Source organism: Streptomyces sp. NA04227, assembly GCF_013364195.1.
GTDB lineage: Bacteria > Actinomycetota > Actinomycetes > Streptomycetales > Streptomycetaceae > Streptomyces.
Genome location: NZ_CP054918.1, coordinates 5,050,540 through 5,061,533, shown reverse-complemented (window position 1 = coordinate 5,061,533; position 10,994 = coordinate 5,050,540). Strand labels below are relative to the sequence as shown.

Here is a 10,994-nt window from a genome sequence, read left to right as displayed (position 1 = left end):
ACTCCGACCTCAGCCCTTCTTGCCCTTGCCCTGCGCCGCGTCCAGCAGCACGTCCAGGACGTCGAAGGCATCGGACAGATCGGTCATCAGCTTCGCCTCGTCGTGCCACTCGTCCACCACCTGCTCGACGAGCTTGGACAAGGTCTCCATGCCCTCGCGCACGTCGTCGGTCGCGCTCATCAGGGCGCCGAGTGCGCCCAGGGCGGACAGGTCGTCCGTCTGCGACTTGAACTGCTGCAAGGGCTTGGAGATGTGGTGCGGGGCCCTGCGGAGCAACGGGGCCGCATTCGCTATCGACGCCGACTCTTTACCGAGATCGCCCATGACTAGGCCCGCCCCCTGCAGCGCTGGTGTGTGCACATGCCAACGAAGCACGTTAGCTCACCTGGGTATCGGAAATCCATGCGATACGTCACCAGCCGACCACGATGTGGAACAGCGCCGGTGTCGAGGAACGCGGTCCCACCTCAGCGCTGTTGCCCTCACTCAGACCCGAATCAACTTGAGCGGCCTCGCCCCCCACCAGGCTCCGAGACCGCGCCGCCCCGGACCGATGGGACTGGCACACCAGACCTGACTGAGACGCGAGTTGATGTTCCGACGGAACGGACTGACACAGAGCACGGTCCCGTTGATCCTGAGGAAGTATGGGGCGTTGGCGCCGCGCCCGTTCCTCACTGCTGCCAACGGATAGCAGTGCCCCGCGGGCGAAACGACCTCACGCATCAGGGCGGTCACCCACAAGGAGTGACCGCCCCATGACGTGCCGCCGACATCCATACCGTCAGCGGTTGACCGACTGAGCCTCCTGCACGACCACGTTCTGCGTGCCCTCGAAGGTGCCGTCCGGCAGGTCGCCGCCCGTACCGCCGCTGCCCTCCCAGGTGATCTCCCAGGTAACCGTCGCCTTCAGCGGGAAGGACTTGCCGGCGCTGGAGCGGCCGTACTGCACGCCGCACGGCGGGGTCTTCTCCGCATCGCCCCGGCGGTACGGTCGGCCGATGCTGCCGTCGTCGTTGATCGCGCACTCGCCGGAGGCGGGGTAGGTCCGGGCGTCACCCGATCCTGGGTCGAGGTGGAGGCTGACCGGCTTGGCGGTGGTCTCGGCCCAGACGCCGGTGCCGGGCAGTTCGGCCCGCACCACGACGTCGTCGAACTTGGCCTTGTCGAGCCAGACCCAGGTGGGGAGGTTGACCTTGGTCGGGCCGTCGGGCTTGAGCTCGACCTTGGTGTCCGGGATCTTGATCTCGTTGTACGCGTAGGCCGCGAGGACGTCCGGGGTGGGTGCGTTGGGGTCGTTCGGCAGGGTGCCGGCGTCCTGCCAGAACAGGAACTTGTCGCACTTGAAGGACTCGTCGCTGAACTCCATGTCCTCACGCACGACGGCCCGCCACCACTTGCCGTCCTTGCCGAGGTTGTAGTTCTTCCAGGACGGCTCGCCGGTGCCGTCGTCCCGGCCCTTCTCGTAGTGGTCGACGAGGAGTTGCTCGCCCCAGCCGGTGTAGGCGCCGACGCGCACCGTGGTGCGGCCACCGCTCTTCTTGACCCCCTCCACGGCATCCTTCAACTGCTCGGGGGTGGCCACCGGTTCGTACCAGCAGGCGGGCGGCTTCCAGTTCGGGTCGGCCGGTATCAGAGGCTTGCTGCCGGAGCCGCCGCCCTTGACGTTCGTCACCTGGATGTTGGAGGCGGTGGCAGAAGCGTTGAGGGTGTTCTTCTCGGCCCCGCCGCCTGTGCCGGGCCGGTGGACGTCGTCCCCGACACCACCTGGTGCGATCGTGCAGACCACGGCCAGGCCCACACCCGAGACCTGACCGAGAGTGCGCAAACGGCGATTCATGTCAGCACCCCCCTCGTTTGGTGTCCGCAGTGGTCGTACGCCACACACCCTCGGGCGACTTCACGAGCGTGGTGCGGTACTGGAGCCGCGGGCTGTCGCCTTCGGGCGTGCCGGTCTGCTTCCCTGTCTTGCGGTTCTTGGCAAACGCCTTGCCCTCGTCGAGGCAGTAGGTCAGTACGCCCGTGTCCTTCTTCACGACCTTCGCCTGAGGCTCGGACACGGTGATCTCGCCCACCAGCGTGACGTTGGCCTTGATGTACTGCTTCACCCAAGTCTGCGAGGAGACAAGGGACTCGCCCTCGTTGTAGAAGTGCAGGTACTTCGCGTCCGCGTCGGCGTCGATGACCGCGGCGTGGTCGGCGCGTACGTGCTCGCGGCCGTCGTCGAGGATCGCCTGGAGCTCGGGGTCGCTGTTCTTCCATCCCTCGAACTGCATCGTGAAGTCCGAGGGGAGCTTCACTTCCGGCCGCCCGGCCTTCGACGGAGGCTCACTCGTCGAGGCCGAAGCCGACGGCTTGTCGCTGCCGCCGCCCGCGCCCTCGATCTCGTCGGAACCGTCGTCGTCACCGCCCGACGAGCAGGCGCTCAGGGCAAGAACCAGGCTCGCAGCCACTGCGGCAGCGGCGGACAGGGTGCTGCGCTTCACTTCGAACTCCCAGTGGGGGATGGGTTATCGGCCATCTAGGTCTTGTGTCTCACTTGCATCATGCCACTCGGACGCGTGCCTCATCGGGGTCGGGTGACGGTGCTCGAATCCGCATGCGGGACCTCGCCCTCCCACAACATGCGGACGCCTCTACCGCACACCGCAATCAGGAAATTGCGGGGGTGGGCTGCCTTCAGCTCCAGGCTCTGCCCATCGCGCAGGTGGATATCCAACGAGCCTTGCGAACGGGGCAGTTGAACCGCTCCCCGCAGCTCAGCCAGCGGGATGGTCACCTCGCGGCCATCCACTCCGACCAGGTACAGCGCCTCCGGACCGACCGCACACACGCCATCCTGGGCAGGGCCCACGTCGAGTTCGGAAACCGGTCCCGGCGCGCGCCCGTCGGATGCGTTCAGCCCTAGCCTCACCGAGTACGCGGGATGCGGCTGCGCAGCCACGAGGCGGCGGGTCCTTCGGCTCAGCGCTCGCTCGGCGCGGTTCGCCCAGCCGAGCCGGACCAGGATGCTGCCGGGACCGAGCGAGGTGAGTGTCATCAGGTAGCAGAAGGACGCCAACTGCCCGGAGAACCAGAGCAACGCCGCCGCCCCCAACAGCAGGGGACCCACAACTCCCATCCAGAGCATGGGCAGTACGTGCACCGGCGCGGGCACGGTGCCATTCGATTCATCCGAGTCCAGCCGCTGCGCCCGTTCAAGGCGCGCCTGTTGCGTACTGCTCACATCAACTCCGTTCCGCCGTGGGTCCAGTAGGTGAAAAACAGAGAGGGCGGCCGCTCCATGAACGACCGCCCCCTCTCCCCCGTCCTACTCTTTGGGTCCAACTCCCGCCAGGGACTCAGCGGTTGACCGCCTGTGCCTCCTGTACCTCGACCTGCTGGTCGTTGCCGTACTCACCATCGGGCAAGTCGCCGCCCGTACCGTTGCTGCCCGTCCACGTGATCTTCCAAGTGGCCGTCGCGTTCAGGTCGTACGTGCCGCCGCCGGAGGACTTCCGGTACGTGACACCGCACGGCGGCGTCTGCTCCGCCTTGCCGCGGGCGTACGGCTCACCGATCGAACCGTCCTTGTTGGGCTCGCAGTTGCCGGAGGCCGGCAGGACGTCGGCGTCTTCGGTGCCCGGGTCGATGTGCAGGCCGACGGGCTCAGCCGTCGTCGTCGCCTCCATGTGGAAGCCCGGGAAGTCCAGCGAGGCCGTCACGGACACCGGCTTGTACTCACCCTTGTCCAGCCAGGCCCAGGTCGGAAGGTTGACCTTGCTGGCGCCCGCCGGGGCCAGCGTCACCTTCGTACCCGGGACCTTGATCTGGTTGTAGGCAAGGCCCGCCAGGACCTCCGGGGAGACCGCCTGGGGTTCGTCGGGCTGTTCGCCTTCCGGTACCCAGAAGGGGTCCTTGTCGCAGGCCCACTGCTCCTCGTACGAGGCGTCGGGGTTCTGGACAGCGCCCCAGTACATGCCCTTGTCGCCGTCGTGGTACTCGTCCTTGGCGTACTTTTCGTTCTCGTCGGATATCTCCCCGACGTAGTCACGGCCGTCGGGGTCGTGCACGGCACCGAAATAGATGTTGTGCCGGAGGTCGCGGAACTCGCCGGACTTCCACTGGGGGGCGTACCAACAGCCGGGCGGCTCCCAGTTGGCGTCCACGGACGTCAGGCCCCCGGAGCCCTTCGTACCGCCGCCAACTCCGGACCCACGGAAAACAATCTTCGCATCGATCGCACCGCCGCCGTCGTCCGTCTTCTTTGCCCCGCCAGTGGCCTTTCCATAGTCGTCTTCAGCCGCAGCAGGGAGGCCGGTGACAACTGTGAGGAGGGCTCCCACCGTCATCACAGTCAGAATTCGGCGTCCATTCATCACATGCATTGCTTGGCTTCCCCCGCAACCTGGATCTCCTTGGCGCGCCACAGCCCTTCGGTCTTGTCGGACGCCGCCATCTGGATCTGCCAGAAGTAGTAGTCTTTGACGCTCTTCTTCGTGCGGCGAACCTCTCCGGTCTTCACGTCCTTGCCGTAAAGCTTGGAGCCATCACTGCACATGCTGACGAAACCGGTCTTGCCGCTGTCCGACAGCTTGACCTTGGCGTTGTAGTAATGGCGCTTGCCGGTGATCGTGGCGCCCGCGTCAGCGTGCCCCTTGATCTGGCTCTTCGCGTAGTCCAAAGCCGTGCCCGGATATTCGCTGTAGAACCTGTGCGCAGGCTCCTTGGGGTCCTGCTTGACGATTCCGTATTCGATGGAACGGAGGAAGTTCTGCGCGTCGTTGAGCGGGGCTGCCTGCTCGGGCGTTACCTGAGCCTTGTCGAAGACGAGCTCCACGTCCGACGGGAACTTCATCACCGGCCGGTCGATCTTCGGCCCCGCGCTAGCCGAAGGACTAGCAGGCGCGCTCGACTTGCTCTCCCCGCCCGCCCCCTCGATCGGCTCCTTGTCCTTGTCGTCATCGCCGCCCCCGCAACCGGTCAGAAGCAGGGCAGCAGCAGCCGTGAGCGAGACGGCGGCGGGCAGCACACGAGTGCGGTACACGGACAACTCCCGGTGGGGATGAGACTTCGACTGGCCTATAGACGCTAGCGAGCGGCGAGTTGGTTCCGCCACTATTTCCGGGTCGAGATTGGATCACATCGCAATCTGCCCGAACTCACCCGAACCCGCATCGGACTTGAGGACCTTGACGAAAGCGGTGAAGGCTCCAGGCGGGAAGGAGAGCAAGCCCTGAGCTGGATCCTTAGAGTCGCGTATCGCGACCCGGGCACCGAAGTCCGCTATCTCCACACATGTGTTGCCATCGCCCCCTTCGGAGAAGGACGACTTCTTCCAGTGACGACGTCCGGTCACACGTACTGCCCTCACAATTCCTTCGCAAGATGATGAATGAGGTCCGCTGACTCCGCGGGGCCGAGTGCTGCGTTCTCCACCTTACGGAAGAGCGTTCGAAAGCGGCCCAGTTGAGACTCGGCATCCAGGAAGGCAGTCCCGCTCGGCGAATCTCTGAGCACCGTGTCCAGGCGCGGAACGCGGCCGCCCAGATGCATCATGGCGGCACTGGCACCTGCGAACCCGTCGACATCGAACGGAATGACGCGCACCGTGACGTGCCCGCACTCCATCTCGTCCAGGATTTGCCGCAGTTGAGCCCGAGCCACCTTCCGGTCGGCGACACGGATACGTAGTGCGGCTTCGTGGATGATCGTCTCGTACGGGACTGGAGATTCGCGTGTGAGCACAGTCCGCCGTTTCATCCTGTGCTCAACGCGTGGGGCCAGCTCGCTCTCGGGCAATTCCGGCACCATGTATCCGAAGACGGCCCGGGCGTAATCCGGAGTCTGCAACAGACCCGGAACGTGAGTGATCACGACTTCACGCAAGAACACCGCGTGATGTTCCAGTTCGGCGACGTCCAGGAACACTGGCGGCAGGACGCCCCGGAACTCCTCCCACCAACCCTGCATGCGCTCGGTCGCCATGGCCACCAAAGCATCGACCAGTGCGCGGTCGGCACACGCGTAGTGAGCGACCAACCGGCGCACTCGCTCCTCGCTCACCCCGGCGAAGCCGCCCTCGACTTGGCTCATCTGCGCCGACGTCGAACTGAGCAAGCCCGCCACCTCGCGGGCTTTCATGTCCGCCGCCTCTCGTAGCCTGCGCAGTTCACGACCCAGGCGCTCCTGCCGCGCGGTAGGTCGACTCCTTGGCGCCATGCCTCCCCGCCTTCAACTCACCCGCCATGACTCTTCGTTCGTGGGCCAGATTACGCAATGGCTTGCGTGAGCAAAAATTTTTGCTCTACTGTCAGTGATGCGACGCACACCCTGCGGATTCCCGAGGCCCCGGAAGCGCACCGCCCCGTCCTGCCACGACGGCCGCGACACTGCCACCGCCCGCCACGATCCGCATACACCCAACTCCCCCTCCCCCTCCCCCACCAGGAGTTCACGCATGCCCGAAGCTGAGACCGTCCCCACCACCCCCTGGGAGTACTCCCTCTACATCCCCCACGACCTACGCGCCGTCACCATTTGCCGCCGCACCCTCCGCCTGATCCTCACGATGCACGGCTTACTCCCTCTCGCCGAGAAAGCCGAACTCCTCGCCACCGAGCTGATCTCGAACTCCGTACGCCACACCAAAGGACCCGCCGCCCTGCGTGTGCGCTGGTCCGCGGGCGTCCTCCGTATCGGAGCCTGGGACGCGGACCCGGAGCCGCCCCTGCCACTCGTCCTACCCCACCCACCCCAACCACCCGACTCCGCAGCGGAGTTGGCGAAAGCCACCGACCCGAACCCCACCGACCAGGACCACGGCCGCGGACTCAGCCTGGTCCACGCCTGCGCCGACCTCTGGGGCTGGCACCCACAGGCCACCGGAAAGTATGTGTGGTGCGAGCTCGGTTCCTCGCAGCCCGCTCCCAGCGTCCCGATCAGCGCTCGCCCGTAGACAGACAGAAAGCCCGAAGGGCGGCCACCCCACCCGGGGTGACCGCCCTTCAACAGCCTTACGGCAGCGGGACCTTACTGGTTGTACGGCCCATAGTCGTAATCCTCCAGCGGCACAGCCTGACCCGACCCCGTCCCGAACGGCGAGTAGTCGATGTCGTCGTAGCCGACCGCCGAGTACATCGCGGCCTTGGCTTCCTCGGTGGGCTCGACCCGGATGTTGCGGTAGCGGGAGAGGCCCGTACCGGCCGGGATGAGCTTACCGATGATGACGTTCTCCTTGAGGCCGATGAGGCTGTCGGACTTGGCGTTGATCGCCGCGTCCGTCAGGACTCGGGTCGTCTCCTGGAAGGAGGCGGCCGACAGCCAGGATTCCGTCGCCAGCGAGGCCTTGGTGATACCCATCAGCTGCGGCCGGCCGGAGGCCGGGTGGCCGCCTTCCTGGACCACACGACGGTTCTCGGTCTCGAACTTGGAGCGCTCGACGAGCTCGCCCGGCAGCAGTTCGGCGTCGCCGGACTCGATGATCGTCACGCGGCGCAGCATCTGCCGGATGATGATCTCGATGTGCTTGTCGTGGATCGACACACCCTGCGAGTTGTAGACCTTCTGGACCTCGCCGACCAGGTGCACCTGGACGGCGCGCTGGCCGAGGATGCGCAGCACGTCGTGCGGGTTGGTGGCACCCACGGTGAGCTTCTGGCCCACCTGGACGTGGTCGCCCTCGCCCACCAGGAGACGGGCACGCTTGGAGATCGGGAACGCCGTCTCGTCGCTGCCGTCGTCCGGGGTGACGACGATCTTCTTGGTCTTCTCGGTCTCCTCGATGCGGACGCGGCCCGCGGCCTCGGAGATCGGGGCGACACCCTTGGGCGTACGAGCCTCGAAGAGCTCGACGACACGGGGCAGACCCTGGGTGATGTCGTCACCGGCCACACCACCGGTGTGGAAGGTACGCATCGTCAGCTGGGTACCGGGCTCACCGATGGACTGGGCGGCGATGATGCCGACCGCCTCACCGATGTCGACCAGCTTGCCGGTGGCCAGCGAGCGGCCGTAGCACATGGCGCAGGTGCCGACGGCGGACTCACAGGTCAGGATCGACCGGGTCTTGACCTCTTCGATGCCGGCCGCGACCAGCTGGTCGATGAGGACGTCACCGAGGTCGACACCGGCCGGGGCGAGCACCTTGCCGTCCACGACGATGTCCTCGGCGAGGCAGCGCGCGTACACGGAGGTCTCGACGTCCTCCGTCTTGCGCAGGGTGCCGTCGGCGCCGCGCTCGGCGATCGCCAGGCGCAGACCGCGGTCGGTGCCGCAGTCCTCCTCGCGGATGATCACGTCCTGCGAGACGTCGACCAGACGACGGGTCAGGTAACCCGAGTCGGCGGTACGCAGGGCGGTGTCGGCGAGACCCTTACGGGCACCGTGCGTGGAGATGAAGTACTCCAGGACGGAGAGGCCCTCGCGGAAGGACGCCTTGATGGGACGCGGGATGGTCTCGTTCTTGGCGTTCGACACCAGACCACGCATACCGGCGATCTGACGCATCTGCATCATGTTTCCGCGCGCGCCCGAGTTCACCATCATGAAGATCGGGTTGGTCTTCGGGAAGTTCTCGTTCATGGCCTCGGCAACCTCGTTGGTCGCCTTGGTCCAGATCGCGATGAGTTCCTGAGTGCGCTCGTCCTTGGTGATCAGACCGCGCTCGTACTGCTTCTGGACCTTCTCGTCCTGCGCCTCGTAGCCCTTGACGATCTCCTTCTTCGCCTCGGGAACGACGACGTCGGAGATGGCCACGGTGACGCCGGAGCGGGTGGCCCAGTAGAAGCCGGCCGCCTTCAGGTTGTCGAGCGTCGCCGCCACGATGACCTTGGGGTAGCGCTCGGCCAGGTCGTTGACGATCTGGGAGAGCTGCTTCTTGCCGACCTCGTAGTCGACGAACGGGTAGTCCTCGGGCAGCAGCTCGTTGAAGAGCGCGCGGCCCAGGGTGGTCCGCAGCCGGAACGAGTCGCCCTGCTGCCAGTCACCGGCACCGAACTCGTCACCCTCGACGTCGGCCGGAGGGGTCCAGCCGCGCGGCGGGATGGTGCCCACCGGGAAGCGGATGTCGATCTTCGACTGGAGCGAGAGCTCGCCCGCGTCGAAGGCCATGATCGCCTCGGCGACGGAGGCGAACGGACGCTCCTCGCCCTTGAGTTCGCGCTCGGCGCCGCCCGTGGTCAGGAAGAACAGACCGAGCACCATGTCCTGGGTGGGCATGGTGACGGGGCGACCGTCGGCGGGCTTGAGGATGTTGTTCGAGGACAGCATCAGGATGCGGGCCTCGGCCTGCGCCTCCGCGGAGAGCGGCAGGTGCACGGCCATCTGGTCACCGTCGAAGTCCGCGTTGAAGGCGGTGCAGACGAGCGGGTGGATCTGGATGGCCTTGCCCTCGACCAGCTGCGGCTCGAAGGCCTGGATGCCGAGGCGGTGCAGGGTGGGCGCACGGTTCAGCAGAACCGGGTGCTCGGCGATGACCTCTTCGAGCACGTCGTACACGACCGTGCGGCCGCGCTCGACCATGCGCTTGGCGCTCTTGATGTTCTGCGCGTGGTTCAGGTCGACCAGGCGCTTCATCACGAACGGCTTGAAGAGCTCAAGCGCCATCGCCTTCGGCAGACCGCACTGGTGCAGCTTGAGCTGCGGGCCGACGACGATCACGGAACGGGCCGAGTAGTCGACGCGCTTGCCGAGCAGGTTCTGACGGAAGCGGCCCTGCTTGCCCTTGAGCATGTCGGACAGCGACTTCAGCGGACGGTTGCCGGGGCCCGTGACCGGGCGGCCGCGGCGGCCGTTGTCGAAGAGCGCGTCGACGGCCTCCTGGAGCATGCGCTTCTCGTTGTTCACGATGATCTCGGGCGCGCCGAGGTCGAGAAGCCGCTTCAGGCGGTTGTTGCGGTTGATGACACGGCGGTACAGGTCGTTCAGGTCGGAGGTCGCGAAGCGGCCACCGTCCAGCTGCACCATCGGACGCAGGTCCGGCGGGATGACCGGCACGCAGTCGAGCACCATGCCCTTGGGGCTGTTGGACGTCTGCAGGAACGCGGAGACGACCTTGAGGCGCTTGAGCGCACGGGTCTTCTTCTGGCCCTTGCCGGTACGGATGATCTCGCGGAGGCGCTCGGCCTCCTCCTCCAGGTCGAAGGACTCCAGGCGCTTCTGCAGCGCCGCGGCACCCATCGAACCGTCGAAGTAGGTACCGAAGCGGTCGCGCAGCTCGCGGTAGAGCAGCTCGTCGCCCTCGAGGTCCTGGACCTTGAGGTTCTTGAAGCGGTTCCACACCTCGTCGAGACGGTCGATCTCGCGCTGGGCACGGTCGCGCAGCTGCTTCATCTCGCGCTCGGCGCCTTCGCGCACCTTGCGGCGCACGTCGGCCTTGGCGCCCTCGGCCTCCAGCTCGGCGAGGTCCGTCTCGAGCTTCTTGGCGCGGTTCTCCAGGTCGGAGTCGCGGCGCTGCTCGATCTGCTGACGCTCGACGGAGACATGCGCCTCCAGCGAGGGCAGGTCGCGGGTGCGGCGCTCCTCGTCGACGAACGTGATCATGTACGCCGCGAAGTAGATGACCTTCTCCAGGTCCTTCGGGGCGAGGTCGAGCAGGTAGCCAAGGCGCGACGGGACGCCCTTGAAGTACCAGATGTGGGTGACGGGAGCGGCCAGCTCGATGTGGCCCATCCGCTCACGACGCACCTTGGCGCGAGTGACCTCGACGCCGCAGCGCTCGCAGATGATGCCCTTGAAGCGGACACGCTTGTACTTACCGCAGTAGCACTCCCAGTCCCGGGTCGGACCGAAGATCTTCTCGCAGAAGAGTCCGTCCTTTTCGGGCTTCAGGGTGCGGTAGTTGATGGTCTCCGGCTTCTTGACCTCGCCGTGGGACCACTGTCGGATGTCGTCCGCGGTCGCCAGGCCGATCCGCAGCTCGTCGAAGAAGTTGACGTCGAGCACTTGTCGTCAATCCCTCTTTCGGGGGTTGTGCCCCTCACCTCGCCGCAGCGGGAAAAGGGGGCGCTTCATCA

Annotated in this window: 10 protein-coding genes; 1 reads left to right on the top strand and 9 read right to left on the bottom strand. The window is 66.2% G+C overall.

What is annotated here, in order from left to right:
• Nucleotides 1-9 precede the first annotated feature (9 nt).
• The 8 genes from HUT18_RS21705 to HUT18_RS21670 form a co-directional block, all read right to left on the bottom strand.
• Nucleotides 10-324 carry a hypothetical protein gene (locus HUT18_RS21705; protein ID WP_176102248.1) on the bottom strand — a complete coding sequence of 105 codons (315 nt, stop codon included), beginning with the start codon at nt 322-324 and terminating at the stop codon, nt 10-12.
• Between the two features lie 460 nt (nt 325-784).
• Nucleotides 785-1,840 carry a hypothetical protein gene (locus tag HUT18_RS21700; RefSeq protein WP_176102247.1) on the bottom strand — a complete coding sequence of 352 codons (1,056 nt, stop codon included), beginning with the start codon at nt 1,838-1,840 and terminating at the stop codon, nt 785-787.
• 1 nt (nt 1,841) lies between these two features.
• Nucleotides 1,842-2,486, bottom strand: coding sequence for a hypothetical protein (locus tag HUT18_RS21695; protein ID WP_176102246.1), 645 nt, complete (start codon nt 2,484-2,486; stop codon nt 1,842-1,844).
• Nucleotides 2,487-2,566: 80 nt separating this feature from the next.
• Nucleotides 2,567-3,226 (bottom strand): hypothetical protein, encoded by a 660-nt coding sequence (locus tag HUT18_RS21690; protein WP_176102245.1) that lies wholly within the window; start codon nt 3,224-3,226, stop codon nt 2,567-2,569.
• A 115-nt stretch (nt 3,227-3,341) separates the two neighbouring features.
• Nucleotides 3,342-4,148 carry a hypothetical protein gene (locus HUT18_RS21685; protein WP_254878744.1) on the bottom strand — a complete coding sequence of 269 codons (807 nt, stop codon included), beginning with the start codon at nt 4,146-4,148 and terminating at the stop codon, nt 3,342-3,344.
• A gap of 209 nt (nt 4,149-4,357) precedes the next feature.
• Complete coding sequence (locus HUT18_RS21680; protein ID WP_176102243.1) at nt 4,358-5,026, bottom strand: hypothetical protein; 669 nt, start codon at nt 5,024-5,026, stop codon at nt 4,358-4,360.
• Nucleotides 5,027-5,119: 93 nt separating this feature from the next.
• The gene (locus HUT18_RS21675; protein ID WP_176102242.1) at nt 5,120-5,338 is read right to left on the bottom strand and encodes a DUF397 domain-containing protein; all 219 of its coding nucleotides are present in this window, start codon (nt 5,336-5,338) and stop codon (nt 5,120-5,122) included.
• Between the two features lie 11 nt (nt 5,339-5,349).
• Entirely contained in the window at nt 5,350-6,201 is an 852-nt protein-coding gene (locus tag HUT18_RS21670) for a DUF5753 domain-containing protein (RefSeq protein WP_176102241.1), read from the bottom strand.
• A gap of 238 nt (nt 6,202-6,439) precedes the next feature.
• Between HUT18_RS21670 and HUT18_RS21665 the strand changes: the two genes are divergently transcribed.
• Entirely contained in the window at nt 6,440-6,937 is a 498-nt protein-coding gene (locus HUT18_RS21665) for an ATP-binding protein (protein WP_176102240.1), read from the top strand.
• 74 nt (nt 6,938-7,011) lie between these two features.
• On the opposite strand, the gene HUT18_RS21660 is transcribed toward HUT18_RS21665, so the two are convergent.
• Nucleotides 7,012-10,923: a DNA-directed RNA polymerase subunit beta' gene (locus HUT18_RS21660; RefSeq protein WP_176102239.1), complete on the bottom strand. Its 3,912-nt coding sequence runs from the start codon at nt 10,921-10,923 to the stop codon at nt 7,012-7,014.
• Nucleotides 10,924-10,994: the final 71 nt, after the last annotated feature.